This window comes from Sphingobacterium sp. UBA7855, from assembly GCA_002500745.1.
Taxonomy (GTDB): Bacteria; Bacteroidota; Bacteroidia; order Sphingobacteriales; family Sphingobacteriaceae; genus Sphingobacterium.
The window spans coordinates 100,227-117,387 of the sequence record DLST01000018.1; the positions used below are offsets into that span (position 1 = coordinate 100,227).

General features: G+C 40.1%; 15 protein-coding genes. 7 read left to right on the forward strand and 8 right to left on the reverse strand.

The features are described 5' to 3' along the window. Positions 1-57 precede the first annotated feature (57 nt). Entirely contained in the window at positions 58-792 is a 735-nt protein-coding gene (lptB, locus tag B2107_RS16870; RefSeq protein WP_209580433.1) for an LPS export ABC transporter ATP-binding protein, read from the forward strand. 22 nt (positions 793-814) lie between these two features. Then, positions 815-2,329 carry a GH3 auxin-responsive promoter family protein gene (locus tag B2107_RS16875; RefSeq protein WP_293956843.1) on the forward strand — a complete coding sequence of 505 codons (1,515 nt, stop codon included), beginning with the start codon at positions 815-817 and terminating at the stop codon, positions 2,327-2,329. Between the two features lie 209 nt (positions 2,330-2,538). Here the strand turns inward: B2107_RS16875 and B2107_RS16880 are convergent, their stop codons facing one another. Continuing rightward, the gene (locus tag B2107_RS16880; protein ID WP_293956844.1) at positions 2,539-2,697 is read right to left on the reverse strand and encodes a hypothetical protein; all 159 of its coding nucleotides are present in this window, start codon (positions 2,695-2,697) and stop codon (positions 2,539-2,541) included. 324 nt (positions 2,698-3,021) lie between these two features. On the opposite strand from B2107_RS16880, the gene B2107_RS16885 reads away from it, so the two are divergent. Further along, the gene (locus B2107_RS16885) at positions 3,022-4,092 is read left to right on the forward strand and encodes a branched-chain amino acid aminotransferase (RefSeq protein WP_293956845.1); all 1,071 of its coding nucleotides are present in this window, start codon (positions 3,022-3,024) and stop codon (positions 4,090-4,092) included. 143 nt (positions 4,093-4,235) lie between these two features. Here B2107_RS16885 and miaA read toward each other — a convergent pair whose 3' ends face one another. From miaA to pdxA, 4 genes are read right to left on the reverse strand one after another with little or no spacing between them, the layout of a single operon-like run. Then, the gene (gene miaA, locus B2107_RS16890; protein WP_293956846.1) at positions 4,236-5,156 is read right to left on the reverse strand and encodes a tRNA (adenosine(37)-N6)-dimethylallyltransferase MiaA; all 921 of its coding nucleotides are present in this window, start codon (positions 5,154-5,156) and stop codon (positions 4,236-4,238) included. 41 nt (positions 5,157-5,197) lie between these two features. Next, on the reverse strand, positions 5,198-5,791 hold the full coding sequence (locus tag B2107_RS16895) for an IS1096 element passenger TnpR family protein (RefSeq protein WP_293956847.1): 594 nt from the start codon (positions 5,789-5,791) through the stop codon (positions 5,198-5,200). A gap of 46 nt (positions 5,792-5,837) precedes the next feature. Next, a complete protein-coding gene (locus B2107_RS16900; RefSeq protein ID WP_293956848.1) occupies positions 5,838-7,271 on the reverse strand; it encodes a CCA tRNA nucleotidyltransferase in 1,434 nt (477 codons plus the stop codon). Positions 7,272-7,325: 54 nt separating this feature from the next. Next, a complete protein-coding gene (pdxA, locus tag B2107_RS16905; RefSeq protein ID WP_293956849.1) occupies positions 7,326-8,381 on the reverse strand; it encodes a 4-hydroxythreonine-4-phosphate dehydrogenase PdxA in 1,056 nt (351 codons plus the stop codon). 161 nt (positions 8,382-8,542) lie between these two features. Between pdxA and rsmA the strand changes: the two genes are divergently transcribed. The 3 genes from rsmA to B2107_RS16920 are packed head-to-tail and all read left to right on the forward strand — an operon-like array spanning position 8,543 to position 11,497. Continuing rightward, a complete protein-coding gene (gene rsmA, locus B2107_RS16910) occupies positions 8,543-9,322 on the forward strand; it encodes a 16S rRNA (adenine(1518)-N(6)/adenine(1519)-N(6))-dimethyltransferase RsmA (RefSeq protein WP_293956851.1) in 780 nt (259 codons plus the stop codon). Position 9,323: 1 nt separating this feature from the next. Further along, entirely contained in the window at positions 9,324-10,508 is a 1,185-nt protein-coding gene (locus B2107_RS16915) for an FAD-dependent monooxygenase (RefSeq protein ID WP_293956852.1), read from the forward strand. Positions 10,509-10,564: 56 nt separating this feature from the next. Beyond that, positions 10,565-11,497 carry an NAD(P)-dependent oxidoreductase gene (locus B2107_RS16920; RefSeq protein WP_293956853.1) on the forward strand — a complete coding sequence of 311 codons (933 nt, stop codon included), beginning with the start codon at positions 10,565-10,567 and terminating at the stop codon, positions 11,495-11,497. Positions 11,498-11,592: 95 nt separating this feature from the next. Here the strand turns inward: B2107_RS16920 and B2107_RS16925 are convergent, their stop codons facing one another. Next, a complete protein-coding gene (locus B2107_RS16925) occupies positions 11,593-12,471 on the reverse strand; it encodes a hypothetical protein (RefSeq protein WP_293956854.1) in 879 nt (292 codons plus the stop codon). 185 nt (positions 12,472-12,656) lie between these two features. Here B2107_RS16925 and acs point away from each other — a divergent pair, with 185 nt between their 5' ends. Further along, positions 12,657-14,573, forward strand: coding sequence for an acetate--CoA ligase (gene acs, locus B2107_RS16930; RefSeq protein WP_293956855.1), 1,917 nt, complete (start codon positions 12,657-12,659; stop codon positions 14,571-14,573). A 165-nt stretch (positions 14,574-14,738) separates the two neighbouring features. Here acs and B2107_RS16935 read toward each other — a convergent pair whose 3' ends face one another. Together B2107_RS16935 and B2107_RS16940 are read right to left on the reverse strand one after the other, a co-directional pair. Then, positions 14,739-15,731 carry an energy transducer TonB gene (locus B2107_RS16935; protein ID WP_293956857.1) on the reverse strand — a complete coding sequence of 331 codons (993 nt, stop codon included), beginning with the start codon at positions 15,729-15,731 and terminating at the stop codon, positions 14,739-14,741. Positions 15,732-16,145: 414 nt separating this feature from the next. Continuing rightward, positions 16,146-16,577, reverse strand: coding sequence for a nuclear transport factor 2 family protein (locus B2107_RS16940; RefSeq protein WP_293956858.1), 432 nt, complete (start codon positions 16,575-16,577; stop codon positions 16,146-16,148). Between the last annotated feature and the right edge of the window lie 584 nt (positions 16,578-17,161).

Here is a 17,161-nt window from a genome sequence, read left to right on the forward strand (position 1 = left end):
ATTGCAATAGTAAGAAGATATTAAATATATTTACACAACAATAGATATTCCACGAAGATGATTTTAAAGGCAGAACATCTTATCAAAAAGTATAAACAGCGCACCGTTGTCAACGATGTGTCTTTCTTTGTAGAGCAAGGAGAGATCGTCGGGTTATTGGGCCCGAATGGAGCTGGCAAAACGACCTCTTTCTATATGATCGTTGGTCTTATTAAGCCCAATGAAGGGAAAGTATTTCTCGACGATCAAGAGATTACGCAAGATGCGATGTACCAACGCGCTCAACGTGGGATAGGTTATCTCGCTCAGGAAGCTTCGGTGTTCCGGAAACTTTCTGTAGAAAACAACATCTTGGCAGTATTAGAAATACACTATCCGAATAAAGAAGAACGTTTGGCAAAACTGGAAGAACTACTCACAGAATTCAGCCTACACCGTGTCCGTAAAAACAGGGGTGATTTGTTATCTGGTGGTGAGCGTCGACGTACCGAAATTGCGCGAGCATTAGCGGCAAATCCATCCTTTATTCTTTTGGATGAACCTTTTGCGGGGGTCGACCCAATCGCCGTGGAAGAAATTCAGACGATCGTGGCCAAACTCAAAACACGTAATATCGGCATCTTAATTACCGATCACAACGTGCAGGAAACATTATCAATCACCGATAGGGCCTATCTCCTTACCGAAGGAAAGATTATGCTAACGGGTACACCTGAGGAGATTGCTGATAATGAGCTTGCCCGTAAATTTTATCTTGGTCGACATTTTGAGTTAAGAAGGAAAAAATTTTAAAAATTAAAGACAAACCTCCCCTATGGCCTTATTAAATTCCATTTTTACTTGGTTCATGAAAAAAAGAATTCACCAGATTGAACTTTTCATGAAATATCCGCACGATGTGCAAGAAGAATGGTTTCAAAGTTTAATTGCCACTGCGGAAGCAACAGAATGGGGGAAAAAATACGATTACACAAGTATATTAACGCCCGAAATTTTCAAAGAACGTGTCCCTATACAGGACTACGACGATATTAAGGGATATGTTGATCGTATGATCAAGGGTGAGCAAAATATTCTGTGGCCATCCGACATCAAATGGTTTGCTAAGTCTTCTGGCACTACCTCAGATCGAAGTAAATTTATTCCCGTTAGTGAAGAAGCGCTCGAAGAATGCCACTTCCAGGGGGGGAAGGATATGTTGACAATCTATTGCCATAATAGGCCCGAAAACCGTGTATTTACAGGAAAGTCGGTGGTTATCGGTGGTTCTTCGCAAATAAACAATTTTAGTCCAGATTCCTATTATGGTGATCTTTCGTCGATTCTTATTCGGAATCTGCCTTTTTGGGCCGAATTTAAACGGACACCAAATATGGAAGTGACTTTAAACCCAAACTTTGAAGAAAAAATTGAGCAAATTGCTCAAATCACGCTTAAAGAGAACGTAACGAGCCTAGCAGGTGTACCCACTTGGAATATTGTTATGGCCAAGCGTATTCTTGAAATTACAGGTAAAGACAACCTACTGGAGATATGGCCAAATCTTGAATTTTATGGGCATGGGGGCGTTAGCTTCAAACCTTACCGTGAACAATTCCAAAAATTGATTCCTTCAGAAAACATGTATTATCTGGAGAATTATAATGCTTCAGAAGGCTATTTTGGTTTACAAGACCAATCTGATTCAGAAGATCTCCTACTCATGTTGGATTATGGTATTTATTACGAGTTTTTACCTACAGAGCGAATGCAGGAAGAAAACCCGCCAACGCTACGCTTAGATCAGGTTGAGCTGGGTAAAAATTATGCGTTGATCATCTCGACCAATGCAGGTCTATGGCGTTATAAAATCGGGGATACCATAAAATTTACATCACTATCCCCTTATCGTTTTCAGATCTCCGGACGCACCAAACAATACATTAATACTTTTGGGGAAGAAGTTATCGTCGATAATGCTGAACAGGCGCTGGCCGAAGCGAGCAAACTCACGCAAGCACGAATAAAAGATTATACAGCAGGACCAGTATATTTTAAAGATGCCCAAGCTGGCGCACATGAATGGGTGATCGAATTTGAACAGCAGCCCAATGATTTTAAGCGTTTCTGTGAGATATTAGATGCAAAATTACGTGAAATTAATTCGGATTATGACGCCAAGCGTTTTAAAGATATGGCTCTCCGACAGCCCATCGTTCATAATGCACCCGTAGATACATTCTATAAGTGGATGAAATCACGCGGTAAGCTGGGGGGACAAAATAAGGTTCCTAGGTTGAGCAATAATCGCGAATATATCGAGCCACTCTTAAAACTACTCGCTAGCTGAATGATACTTTAAGTATGATTACTTCATGATACTGTCAGATGATGCAGCATACTGCCGAAATAATAGCCTACCCTCCGGCCGGAGATTAGCCAAAATTTTCTGGACTTTTTATTTTGGCTAATCTCATGGTACTCAATCGCTGTTGAAAAACTACTTCGAGTTGATTTGATGTAATAAGCCCCAAAAAGCTTACACAATAGTGGAGGTTGTTAGGGTTTAATTGCTGTTTTATATAAAAACACAAAAAAACCGAGGATAAAATTCATCGAAATGCCTTTCTTCTGAACTTCAACTTCACGCGGTAACAATGTGCGTGCATCGCCCGATGTTACTTCATTACCTTTGTCAAGACTGTGAGTCAATTCCATACTAAGTTTATTTTATGATAAGTGATTCTATAGCGTTAATGCAAACCACAAAGCCCATCAAAATGGTTGCATCCTTTACAGCCAAACTTTATGCCATATTATTGAAACCCCACATTAATTAATAAAAAATTAACACTATTAATTATGATTACTTGTACGTACTAAAAAATAAATCGAAATTCTTCCATTTCAAAAAAAAGTGTAGTAAAATGGGGAACAACTGTCCGAAATAAAAGGCATATTCTTACCTACAAATTATCCAGCTATACGTGCGACTTATATTTCATTTTTTTCCTAACTTAGCCTATGTAATTAAAAAATAAGATGAACGCGACAGAGAACTATTCAATTCGCGTAGAGCCAACTCAAAATTCAAGACTCTCGCAAGTAGATTTCGACAATCTAAAATTCGGAAAGATTTTATCCGACCACATGCTGGTCGCTAACTATGATGACGGTGAATGGAAAGATGTCAGCATCGTTCCTTATGGAGATATCAGTATTAGTCCTTCAATGTCCGCTTTACATTATGGTCAAGCGATCTTTGAAGGAATCAAAGCTTATAAATTTGCCGATGGAACAGTAAGCATTTTCCGTCCGGACAGGAACTGGGAAAGATTCAACAAATCTGCAGCTCGTTTACAAATGCCCGAGGTACCTGAAGAGATTTTTATGGATGGCTTAAGCAAGCTATTGGACATCGACCGCAATTGGATCCCGGCAAAAGAAGGTTCATCATTGTACATCCGTCCATTTATGTTCGCAACAGAAGCAGCATTAGGTGTGCACCCTTCAAAATCATACAAATTTATTGTTATCACCGGCCCAGTTGGCGCTTATTACAGCAAAGCAATCAGCTTAAAAGTCGAGACCTACTATACGCGTGCAGCCGAAGGTGGTGTCGGTTTTTCTAAGAATGCTGGTAACTATGCCTTATCACTTTATCCAACACAATTGGCAAATGATGAGGGTTATGACCAAATTATGTGGACAGATGCTTCCGAGCACAAATACATTGAAGAAGCCGGTACAGCAAATCTTATTTTCCGCATTGGTGACACAATCATCACTCCACATGGCGACACAATCCTACATGGTGTTACGCGTCGGACAATCATGGAATTGGCAGAAAAATGGGGTTATAAAACGGAGCAGAGAAAGGTATCCGTCCAAGAACTAATCAACGGTATAAAAGCAGGTATCGTGACAGAAGCTTTCGCAGCGGGCACTGCAGCCACCATTACAGATATCAGCCGTATAGGTTATGAAGGACAGGATTATAATTTGCCGCCAGTCGAAGGCCGCGAGTTTTCACATCGTGTTTTGAATTACCTCAATGATTTACGCTACGGCAAAGTAGAAGATCCGTATGGTTGGAACTACTTAGTAAAATAATTTCCAAAATGAAATAGAAAAGCCTTTGTTATTAATAACAAAGGCCTTTTTTATTGCCTATATACGTTATGCATACCTTGAAACGCGGTCTATAAACCTTACTTGCCTTAGTGGATAACGTCTAATTCTCTGCTTTTCGGTCATTAGGAATGCTCTCCTGTCAGCTCCTTTTGCACAAATTCTATAATAGCTGAAGTTTCCTGGGATTGAAACCAGTGTGTACTACCGTATTTTTTAAACCAAGTAATCTGTCGCTTCGCATAACGTCTCGAATTTTGTTTGATTTTTTCGGTCGCTTCAGCCAAAGACAGCTTACCATCAAGATAATCAAACAACTCTGCATAACCCACCGTGAGGAGTGCAGGTTTCGTCCTGAAAGGAAGTAAAGCTTTCACTTCATCCAATAAGCCTTTGGCCATCATTAGATCTACACGCGAATTGATTCTTTCATACAACCTTTCGCGGTCCATATTCAAGCCAATGGTAAGAATAGCAAAAGGTCGTTTTTCAACATCTTTCTTATGGTAAAATGACATCGGTTTACCTGTCGCCTCAAAAACTTCAAGAGCACGCACCACACGTTGCGGATTATCGATGTCTGCCGTTTCAAAATATGCGGGATCAATACTTTTCAATCGATCTTTTAAGGCTTCCAAGCCCAATACCGCAAGTTCATGATTAAGTCGCTCGCGCACTTCATCTCCCGCTTTGGGCAGATCATCCAATCCTTCGCAGAGGGCCCTTACAAACAAGCCTGATCCACCTACCATAATGACAACGTCATGCAATTGAAATAGTTCTTCTAGTTTCAGTAAAGCTTCACGTTCAAAATCGCCTGCTGAATAATCCTGCGTGATGGAGTGTGAATCAATGAAATAATGAGGAGCAGCGGCAAGTTCGTCTAGATCTGGCTTAGCCGTACCAATAGACATTTCCCGATAGAATTGACGAGAATCGGCAGAAATTATTACTGTTTTAAAATATTGTGCCAACGAAATAGCCATTGCAGTCTTACCAACAGCTGTTGGCCCCACAATGGCTATCAATGTTTTTTTATTTGCCATACTAGTTCACAGGCCTAAAAAAACCTGCAAATTTTTCTTAATTAATATTCGTCTTCGTAGCCGTTGGATTCTTCACGCTCTTCGCCTTCTTCCCCTTCTTCCTCATCGTCACTATCACTATCGAAGCCATCCAATTCATCTTCATCATCCACGCCATATTGCGTATCATCTTCCTCTACAAATTCATCCTCTTCAACAGCATCTGCTACCGGGAAATTTGCCGCAGTCATCGTCTTTGGAACCTGTCCAATAGATTTAAATAATGAAGGATAAACCTTTCCGTCCTCTTCTTTCAAAATCTTGATCAATTCAACCTGAAAATCATAAGGACGATCAAAATTGTAAACGTAGTAAAATTTCTGATGTGGGTCATCAATAAACTTGCTTAAACGGATATTCTCCATCAACAATACCTCAGTATCTTTTTTACGTTGAATAGGCTTGAATGCAATTTCAGTTCCCTTTTTCCATTGATCATTACTCACATAAAAAGAGGAAGATGCATCTGCATTATATCCTGTTGATTTATGGATTTCCTCATGTAGGTCTATAAATGTACTTTTAGAAGGCATGTCAATCTCACGGTACACATCTTCATAATCTTCAAAAGTAACTCTAAATCTATAAATTGCCATCTCTACTATTTTCTTCTTTTAACCTTTTTAAAAATAATACTATATTTTAAGAATTGGAAATTTCCAATGGGATTTCTTGTTTGATCGTCAAGTTCATTTCCCCTGCTTTTTGAACCAGAAATTGATAGGCTTCTATTCGGGAGTTTGGAATCTCGCCCTCCAGAATAGCTTCACGAATCAAATTTTTAAGCTGCCCCACGGTACGTCCTGGTGCCAGGCCAAATAAGAGCATAATATCCTCCCCACTAATTGGCGGCTGCCAATTTCGCACCTTATCCCGCTCTTCGACATCCTTCAGTTTTTGTTTGACAAGTTCAAAATTCTGTCGATATTTTTTCTTTTTAAACTCATTCTTTGTTGTCACATCCGCATGGCATAGCATCATCAGGGCTTCAATGTCGTCACCAGCCTCAAATAACAGACGGCGCACGGCCGAATCTGTTACAATATCTTGTGCCAATACAATCGGCCGGAGATGCAATTGTACCAGCTTCTGAACAAATTTCATTTTCTCGTTGAGCGGAAGCTTCAATTCAGCAAATAACTTGGGAACCATGCGGGCACCGCGATCTTCATGACCATGAAAAGTCCAGCCGAGCTTTTTATCGAAACGTTTTGTTGCTGGTTTAGCAATATCATGCATAATCGCCGCCCAACGTAACCAAAGATCATCCGATAATTCGCAGACATTATCAAGAACTTCCAACGTATGGTAGAAATTATCTTTATGTCCCTTTCCATCAATAATATCCACACCATGTAAATTATACATCGCCGGAAATATCAATTCCAATAGCCCAGTATCAAACAAGTATTTGAATCCCACCGAAGGTTTTGGCGAAAGAATAATCTTATTGATTTCATCAATAATCCGCTCTTTGGAAATAATTTTTATTCGCTCTTTGGTATCGGTAATTGCTGTAATTGCTTCGATAGCAATTTTAAAATTCAACTGTGTGGCGAATCGAATGGCGCGCATCATACGCAATGGGTCGTCCGAAAACGTTTCAATCGGATCCAAGGGAGTTCTAATGATCCGCTGCTCAAGATCGTGTACACCTCCGAATGGATCGACTAAGGTACCATAATCAGCTTTATTCAGTGAAAAGGCCATTGCATTGATTGTAAAATCACGCCTATTTTGATCATCGGATAGCGAGCCATCTTCTACGATAGGCTTGCGCGAATTAGCGCGGTAGGATTCCCTTCGCGCACCGACAAATTCTACATTGAGCCCCTCATATACAAGCATTGCTGTTCCGAAATTCTTATATACGGCAACTTTGGTCTGTAGCTTTTCACCCAGCAACGTCGCAAATTCAATTCCACTTCCGACAACAACAATGTCCACATCATTCTTAAAAGGACGCTTCATAATATGGTCGCGGACATACCCACCGATGACATAACATTCGGTATGTGTTGTCTCGGCAAGTTCCTTAATGATAGTAAAGATTGGATGTTGTAAATTATCGTACATAGTCAAAACAGCAGGTAAAAAACCAAACAGTTTGCAAAAGTAACAATTTTTTCCCTAATCCCTATCTTTGGATAATTTACGGAAAGCAAGTGGATTTTTAAGTAATTCAGCTTGTTCACGGCGACGTTTTACAATATGCAATGCAGAAAAAATTGCCTCTACAAAAGAGCTTTCAGACGCGAAATTTTTTCCGGCAATATCATATCCTGTCCCATGATCTGGCGAGGTGCGTACAATAGGTAAACCCGCTGTATAGTTTACACCGGCACCTTTGGCGATATGTTTAAAAGGAATCAACCCTTGGTCATGGTACATCGCCAATACCGCATCAAATTTCTCATATGCCCCTTTCGCGAAAAATCCATCGGCAGGATAAGGTCCGAAACAGAAAATCCCTAGTTCGTTGGCTTTTTCTACAGTAGGCCTGATGATCTGATCATCTTCGGTACCAATAATACCATGATCACCAGCATGTGGGTTAAGTCCTAAAACTGCTATTTTAGGCTTTTCCACCCAGAAATCTTTCTTCAGCGAATCATTCATCAGCGCAAGTTTTTTAAGAATGGCTTCTTCGGTAATTTGAGCAGCAACCTCATGCAATGGAATATGGCCCGTCACCACGCCAATACGCAGTTCATCACATACCATAAACATCAATACATCATCAGCTCCAACTTTCGCTTGTAGGTATTCAGTATGTCCTGGAAATTGGAACCCCTCCTGCTGAATATTATGCTTGTTGATAGGAGCAGTTACCAAAGCATCAATTTTACCGGCTTTTAAATCTTCAACGGCTTTCTCTAGAGACAGAAAAGCATATTTACCGCCAATTTCGTTTTCTTCACCCAACGAAATTTTGACATCTTCCTGCCAGCAATTGATCATATTTGCTCTTTTGGAATGCGCCTGCTCAGCATCATTAATGACGTTAAAACTAAAATCATTTACGCCGATTGCTTTACGGTGAAAAGAAGCAACCTTCGTATTTCCATAAACCACCGGCGTAAAGAAATCGCACATCCGCTGATCTACCAAAGATTTAATGATTACTTCAAGTCCAATGCCGTTAATATCGCCTACGGTAATTCCGATTTTTAATTTATCGCTCATTCTGTTTAAATGCTTTGATTCAAAAATAAGGATTTTTTTTTAGTATTGGGTATTGTCCTTTATCCTTGTTTTTTGCTTGTTGCTCTTTTTTAACACTTAGCTTTTCACAGCTGACTTCTAATTTCTGACTTTTAATTTTTAATTTTCACTACTTTTGCAACATGAGTACAGTAAGAGCAAAAAAACATTTAGGACAGCATTTCTTGAACGACAAAAATGCTGCACAGAAGATTGTGGAAGCATTGGATCCTAAACTGGGTTTTAGCCAAGTGCTTGAAGTGGGGCCTGGGATGGGTGTACTTTCAGATTTTCTCCTGCAGAAAGAGGAATATGAAACCTATTTGATCGATGTGGATGAGGAATCCATTGCTTATTTGGACGACAAATATCCCCAATTGGGCAAAAGGTTAATCCACGGGGATTTCCTAAACCTTGATTTTTCAAAATACTTTGGGGAGAAAATGGCTGTCATTGGCAATTTCCCGTACAACATCTCCTCCCAGATTCTCTTTAAAATTTTGGATGAACGCCAACGTGTCGTTCAGATGACGGGTATGTTCCAGAAAGAAGTAGCCGAACGTTGTACAGCTAAAGCGGGCAGCAAGGAATATGGTATCTTGAGTGTCTTTTTACAGGCCTATTATAAAGTAGAATATCTTTTTACTGTAAAAGCAGGAGCTTTTAATCCACCGCCAAAAGTATTGTCGGGCGTTATCCGTATGACACGCAATGACCGAGAACAATTGAATTGTGATGAAAAACTATTTTGGCGTGTTGTCAAAGCGGGCTTCAATCAACGTCGTAAAACTCTTCGGAATTCACTCTCTGGCGTTGTCCCCAAAGATAAAATGTCCGATAATCCACTCTACGAACTACGAGCAGAACGACTGACAGTAGATGATTTTGTCGGCTTAACAAATGAAATAGCAAACAGTCTTTAATATGCATTCAACAGACAGCACATTTATTATCGTTGGTGGAGGTATCGCGGGATTGTGTGCTGCAATTGGTCTGACAAAGCTCGGCATTGACGCCCAGGTTTATGAAAGTGCAGACGAGTTAAAAGGTATCGGAGCAGGATTTGGTCTTGCAGCCAATGCCATGCAAGCCTTGGAGCATTTAGGGCTCAAAGACGAAATCGTTCCAATAGGACATTATCTTGCGTCCTACAATGTCTTGGATCAAAAGGGAAATATCTTGGTTGAACCAGATACGAAGTCAATCAGCCGAAAATATCAACAGGACAACTTCGCTATTCATCGGGCAGACCTGCATCAATTTCTATTATCCAAAATCTCAAACACACAGATCCACCTTGGCAAACGCGCCGTTTCGTTCGAACGAGAGGGGGAAGATCTTCAAGTTTATTTTGCAGATGGAAGCCATGTACGGGGTCAAGCACTCTTAATTGCCGATGGGGTACATTCTCCCTTACGGCAGCAACTTATACCCGGTTCGGCACCCCGCTATTCGGGTTACACCTGCTGGCGGGCCACCATTGATAATAGCAGCATACAACTCAACAAAGGGACGGAAACCTGGGGTGCGAAAGGACGTTTTGGTATGACACCACTTGTCAATAACCGCATTTATTGGTACGCTTGTATCAATACCACTGCACGGAACCCAATCTTAAAAAAGTGGCGCACAAAAGAACTTCTTGAAAATTTTAAGAGTTATCATGCACCTATTCCAACAATCCTATCTGAAACTAAGGATAGCGAACTGATTGCAAACGATATTATCGATATTGCACCGCTTGACCGTCTTGCATTTGACAACATACTCTTGCTCGGAGATGCTGGACATGCAACAACTCCTAACCTCGGCCAGGGAGCCTGTCAGGCTATTGAAGATGTGGCTGTACTGATGGACGAGCTTCAAACCGATGTGCCTATCAATGTGGCTTTCCAACGATTCGAAAACAGAAGATTGGAGCGAGTAAATTACATTTGTAATACCTCATGGAGGATAGGAAAAATTGCACAATGGGAAAATCCACTCCTAATCGGAATACGAAATTTTATCATGAAGACTATGCCGAACCGTATGAAACAACAGCAGCTAAACAAATTACTTTCTGTGGATTTTATGCAGATCAACCGTAATCATGTCCCCCGGAACTAAATCATCGAACCATAGAAACACGACTTATTTATCGTTTCCACTAAAAAAATAATTGGATGAAAACTACTATTCTAATCGTCGACGACATTCATGAGATCATGCTAAAAAAATTCGATCAGGCAGGTATCCATTACGATTATCAGCCCAATATCAGCCGAGAAGAAGCCGAGAAAATTATTTCTAACTATTCGGGCATGGTCATCCGTTCTAAATTTCAGGTCGATAAAGCTTTTTTTGACCTGGCGCCAAACCTCCGCTTTATCGCTCGTGCCGGTGCAGGTATGGACAATATCGACGATACAATTGCTGCGCAAAGAGACGTGCTATTAATTCCTGCAAATGAAGGCAATCGGGATGCTGTTGGTGAACATATGATCGGGATGTTGCTTAGTCTTATGAACAATCTGAATCGTGGCGACCAACAAATTCGATCTGGCCAGTGGTTGCGTGAAGCCAATCGTGGTTACGAACTGAAAGGGCGCACTGTAGGATTGATTGGCTATGGGCACAATGGGATGGCCATGGCAAAAAAACTATCGGGCTTTGATGTAACGGTACTTGCCTACGATAAATACCGGATCGGCTATACCGATCAATATGCAACAGAAACACACATGGAAAAAATCTACAAAGAAGCTGATGTGATCAGTTTTCATATTCCCTTAACGGACGAAACAAAGGGGATGATTGATGTGGATTATCTGGCGAAATTTGAAAAACCTATTTTCTTTTTACTCGGGGCACGAGGCGGTATTGTACAAGTACCTGCAGTGCTTGGTGGCCTTGATTCAGGCTCCATTTTGGGTGCAGCATTTGATGTATTGCCTATAGAAAAGTTCCCAAAACTCGCTGAACAGAGCTGGTATACGGATCTTATAAGTAGAGACAATGTGATCTTATCTCCCCATGTTGCCGGATGGACATTTGAGAGTTATTATAAATTATCAGAAATCGCCGCCGATAAGATTGTTGCATTTGTGGCCTCTTGAGTTTTACACGGGCCCAATGGCCAGAATCTCTGGTGCAGCAGGCAGCTACAATACATGAAGTTCGGGTAATCTATTATTACTGCCCTAATAAAAACTCATGCTGCTGGACTAAAGACGACCGCTAGAAAGACAATGAAAAACTGCAATACTAGACTACCGTCAAGTAGGTAAGCATAGTGATAATGGTCTTTTGTTTTGAATACCGCCAACTTTAGCAGGGCAAATATCAGCACGTTTGTTAGAAGTAATCCAATTTTTATAAGCATGGTATAGGGCGCCAATAGGACCAGAATACAATGCAGGCCCAGTAACAAATAGGTAAGATTCTTAGCTTTCTGTTCGCCCAACATATTGGGTAAAGTTCGTAAGTGATAATAGGAATCCTGTTGGATATCCCGAATATCAAATGGTAATGTACAGATTAACAAAAATATGAACTTCAATACACAGAGTGCAATCAAGACCCAATGATTAATGGAGACACCTACATTGGTCAGTTCCACATAAGGAAGCACCACGCTGCTGCAGACCCACACTAGGGCAATATGAAAAATTTTGGCGCCAGGAATCTGTCGAAGTCCCACTTTACGATCCTGGAATTTAAATAGTGGCATTCCGTATAACAGGCTTAAAACTCCAATAAATCCCAAAAAAAGGAAAGAGTACATGTGTATATGCCACAAGCAATACCCCAGCACAAGCAAAGCTATACCATTATTTAACCACATGATCCATTCATGGTTAAAGATCCAGCGTGTCCGCGGGAATTTTGATTCTTTTGGATTCTTCGGCTTGGACCACCATAGGCTAAAATTATACAACAATAAAGTGGCGGTCCCCTCCACTAAAACGATGTACCAATTGATAGACCTTTCAAATATAATGTAGGTCAGTGCACATTGCGCCATGGCCGCCATGGCGATCAGAAGATTTGTATAGATAATAATATAGAATAGCTTTCTCAGAAAAGGCATCTTAATAAATCTTGATGCAAGATAACAATCTCGAAAGATAAAAGTAGTTTAACATGATATTAAACATCATTTTTTTGATAAAATGGGCAAAAACCGCTAAATTGTACACCGAAATCGAAATACCAAAAACAATTTCGCAACGATAACAATATAAATTAAAATAATTCATAATAATCCTAATAACGATGAGCCTACAAATAAAATCATTTGAAGAATATCAAAGTGAATATAAGCGAAGTGTAGAACAACCTGAGGAGTTTTGGGCGAGCATTGCAGATCATTTTTTCTGGAAGAGAAAATGGAATAACGTGCTAAATTGGAACTTTGAAGAACCCAATGTCAAATGGTTTGAGGGTGCCAAACTAAATATTACAGAAAACTGTCTTGATCGCCATATATATGCGAATGGAGATAAACCAGCCATCATCTGGGAACCCAATGATCCAAATGAAGCGCACCGCATTCTTTCCTATAAGCAATTATTGCAAAAGGTCGAACAATTTGCCAACGTACTTAAAAATAATAACATCAAAAAAGGAGACCGTGTCTGTATTTACTTACCAATGGTTCCCGAATTGGTCATTGCTGTATTGGCTTGCGCCCGTATTGGTGCTATTCATTCCGTAGTATTTGGAGGTTTTTCAGCGCGTTCTATCGCTGATCGTATCGAAGATGCCGAATGCAAACTGATTGTCACATCAGATGGCAGTTACCGCGGAAATAAAACTATTGGACTTAAAAATATTGTAGATGACGCGTTGATGCAATGTGATACGGTGGAAAAAGTCATTGTGTTAACGCGTACGCGCACCCCGGTATCGATGATCAAAGGCCGTGATGTATGGTGGGAAGATGAGATCAAGAAAGTAGAAACACAAGGAAATCCAGCGTGTCCAGCAGAAGAAATGGATGCCGAAGATACCCTCTTTATTCTCTATACATCAGGATCGACAGGAAAGCCTAAAGGAGTGGTGCACACGTGTGGTGGTTATATGGTATACACCGGTTATACCTTCATGAACACGTTCCAATACCAACCCAACGACGTATTTTTCTGCACTGCAGATATTGGCTGGATTACAGGTCACAGTTATATCGTTTACGGCCCCTTATCACAAGGCGCTACCTCATTGATGTTTGAAGGCATACCAACCTTTCCGGATGCGAGCCGCTATTGGGATATTGTGGATAAATTTAAAGTCAATATTATCTATACCTCACCGACTGCTCTACGTTCATTAATGGCTTTCGGTGACGAATTTGTAGACAAAAACAACCTTTCTTCGCTGCGTGTTTTAGGATCTGTAGGAGAGCCAATCAACGAAGAAGCTTGGAACTGGTTTAATGAGAAAGTAGGTAAAAATAATTGTCCTATTGTTGATACGTATTGGCAAACAGAGAACGGGGGCCACTTGATCACCTCATTGGCGGGCGTGACACCAGAGAAAGCAAGCTATGCGATGTTCCCAATGCCAGGTATTCAGCCTGCTTTGATGGACGAGAATGGAAAAGAAATCGAGGGCAATGATGTTACAGGAAACCTGTGTATCAAATTCCCTTGGCCGGGTATGCTACGTACGACGTGGGGAGATCACGACCGCTGTCGGCAAACCTACTTCTCGACCTATAAGGATATGTATTTTACCGGCGACGGATGTTTCCGTAGTCCGGAGGGCTATTACAAAATCACGGGTCGTGTAGATGATGTACTCAACGTTTCGGGTCACCGTATTGGCACAGCTGAAGTTGAAAATGCCATTAACATGCACGCTGACGTTGTCGAATCCGCAATCGTAGGCTATCCGCACGCTGTAAAAGGGCAAGGTATCTATGCCTATGTGATTGCCAATCACCACACAGATGCTGAAGCGACCAGACGCGATATCATGGAAACCGTTTCTCGTATTATCGGCCCGATTGCAAAACCAGACATTATTCAATTTGTCGATGATCTACCAAAAACTCGTTCAGGCAAAATCATGCGTCGAATTTTACGTAAGATAGCTGAAGGAGATACAAGCAATTTAGGAGATACTTCTACCCTACAGGATCCGAATGTAGTAGAAGGCATTATACAAGGTGCTGAAGGTCTGAAAAAATAATATATCGTATATAATATATGTAGAAATGGCTGTCCAAAAAAATCGGACAGCCATTTTCAGTTTGATTTATTAATGTAATTAAAGTTATGTATATATCTATAGAATGCCATTTCACCTCTTTAAGATCACTGTTGCCCACCTGCTAATTTCACTAGCTAAATAGGCCTAATTTGATAGGTGCAATTGTATGGGGAGCGTATACTTCACATTAACGGCCTCTCCACGCTGTATACCGGGCTTCCATTTTCCTGCCCTTTTTATCACGCGAATTCCTTCTTCTCCCGTTCCGAAACCTAGGTCATTATCTACAACCAAATCCCTTACGTTACCATCTTTGCCTACCACAAACGCTATCCTTACAACGCCAGACACCCCATTACTAATAGCGCCCCTTGGGAAGACATAATTGCTCGCGATGAAGCCCATTAGTCTCGAAATTCCACCAGGGTAATCGGGAGGATTCATAAAGTTCGACGAATCATATTTAAAAACTTCGCCCGAAGCCTTTGTTTTAATGCCTGAAATTAATCGGTTATTTGTGTACGTTTCAACAAAGCTATCCTTTCCCGACTTTCCTTTCCACTCACCCTCGCGCAAATTATTTTTCATTTCTCCCTCTTCATAACCCCCGCTATAATCTAAACGGATAAAACCCGTTCCATTTTCCAGTGTTTTATTATTGAGCGAATCATAATACACAACGTAAATGGGATCTCCTATTTTCAGTTTTCCCTTTTTAACTGAATTGCTCGGATAAAAAACAATTTTTTCCAATTTATTACCTGGATAAAAGTAAAAAGCAGAATCTACAAGCGCGCTATCGTCGCTATAGTCCTCGATACTTCGTATCGTCCCCTGTTCATAAAATTCATATTTTCGCCCGCGAAATTTAAATGGATAAAGCGCATTTGTACTGATGACACTGAGTTTAATGGAGTCGTTACGCGTATAAAATTCTTCGACACGATACACCTTATCCTTCCCAGCGGCATCGACATGAACTGTCCGTGTGTAATAGGCCGAATCCAGATGCTTTGTTTCGGTATCATTTCTCTTGTGATAGCTGGTAAAAGAAACCTGAGCATAAAGGTTTGATAAGCACAAATTAAATGATAAAAAGCAGACTAACGACGCCCAAAAACTTAAATAACCCTTCATAAATACTAGTTTGTATAGCAGCAATAATAGGAAATATCAAAGACAATTAAAACAATAATCGGTTAAATAATTTTTATAGTCATTGCATGATGTACGATAGAACAGTGATTTTAGTTATCCACACAATGTTAATAACATTGTTGATAACTCATTTTACCCGTAGAACGAACAACATAATCTTATAACTAAACGCCACCCTCATAGAAGCACTAGAGCAATTGTGCTCCCATAAAGAAATCCTATTTTCTTTTACACAGTATAAAATCAACGATAGGAGCTCAACAGAATAGATATACTACTTCTGATAAAAGGCTTATGAATAATTTTGGCACTTTTCAAGTGCTTAATACAACAAAAAAAGCCACATCATCCCGACGTGGCCAAAATAAACATATGAATTTAATTAAACAGTTTCTATTTATACGAGTTTACGGAGCTTGCAACCTTCCAGGTTCCTGATTCATTGACCAATGTCACTAAATCTGTTTTGATGAAATTGTCAAACTTCATGGTGATACGTGCTACCATATAGTTTTCAGATTCCTCCAGAACTTCAGTATGCGTACTGCAGTTCAATTTTTCACCTTTTTGTTTCTTGAGGAATGAAATTACTTCCGAACGGCTGTTGGTACGAACTGATTTTCCTTGAATTTTCTGATTAAACTCCTGAGCGAATAACTTTTCTATGCCCTGAGAAGCACCTTCCGTCATTACGGACACATAACTATCGATGGCCAGATCAGCTGTGGAAAGGTTCAATGCTTTTCCAGGATCGGTAGCTGCCACTGCGAAAGTTGATATTGTAATCAATGCTGCTGCTGCGAATGTCTTTACTAAAGTTTTCATAATATTGTACTTTATAGTGTTAGTTTTTTGTTTCTTTTCTTATTGTCGTAAGGATCTTGATTATGTTGCATCATTTCCTTTAAGATTCTGATTCAAAAGTAAGACAACGCAGCATCCTATTTTATTACATTTCGATAAACAAAATGAAAAAGTCGGTAAATAGTAGTAAAGGAGCGGTGAATAAAAAGTAACTGAACGGATAGCGTACACTCAATGGTAAAGGATTATTTTTCCTATCAATTGGTAAAAAAATTGACCAAATGCAGTTAGAATATATGATTTTAAATCCCAGTGGAATAGAGTACCAACAAATTCGTTGAACGGAATGCTGATCGTCTTAACTGAAATCGGGTACTGATTGTGGACAATATCGAATTCCTGTTCTTTGAAATTGAAATAAAAGGCATGATGGTATCGTTGGAGCACAATGTATGGGATTGTAATTTGCAATTTTCAATACAAGTGCGAAATGTGTTTTCCACATCGTTATTAACATCATGTGGAAAACTGAGGTTGTACTTAATTCGCTAGCTCTCCTATAGCACATACCCAAGAATATTTACGTACAATTTATTAGCCCGTAA